Origin of the sequence: Belnapia mucosa, assembly GCF_016775475.1 — a bacterium.
GTDB lineage: Bacteria > Pseudomonadota > Alphaproteobacteria > Acetobacterales > Acetobacteraceae > Belnapia > Belnapia mucosa.
Genome location: NZ_JAEUXJ010000090.1, coordinates 1 through 532 on the forward strand (window position 1 = coordinate 1; position 532 = coordinate 532).

A 532-nucleotide genomic window follows, 5' to 3' on the forward strand; every position below is an offset into this window, starting at 1 on the left:
CCGGCGCTGGCGGCTGGACGGAACGCTCCGATGCCTGCACGACCGGCTTCGCGCCCTCGCGCGCGCAGCCGAAGGCCGACACGGAGCCGTCTGCCGCCATCATCGACAGTCAAACCGTGCGCACGACCGGTGTTGGTGGCCCAGAGCGCGGCTACGACGCCGCGAAGCGGACCTTCGGCCGGAAGCGGCACATTCTCGTCGATGCGGCCGGTCTCGCGCTGCTCGCCCACGTCCATGCCGCCGATCTGCATGACCGGCTCGGCGCCCAGGATCTCATCAAGCTTGCTGCGTCCGGCGAACTGCCACGACTGGACCTGGTTTGGGCCGACGGCGCCTACGCCGGCACCTTCGCGCGCTGGCTGGAGGCCGACCGCGACTGGCGCGTCGAGGTGCCGAAGCACCGCGACCGCCACCTCTGGCGCTACGGGCTGGAAGAGAAGCCGAAGGGCTTTCAGGTCATCCCGCGCCGGTGGGTGGTGGAGAGGACCTTCGCCTGGCTGTCGCGGTCGCGCAGGTTCGCGCGTGACTACGA

The 532-nt window shown here is 70.7% G+C and carries 1 protein-coding gene; it reads left to right on the forward strand.

What is annotated here, in order from left to right; translation table 11 throughout:
* On the forward strand, positions 1-532 hold a 532-nt coding region (locus JMJ55_RS30485), incomplete at both ends, for a transposase (protein WP_202829351.1).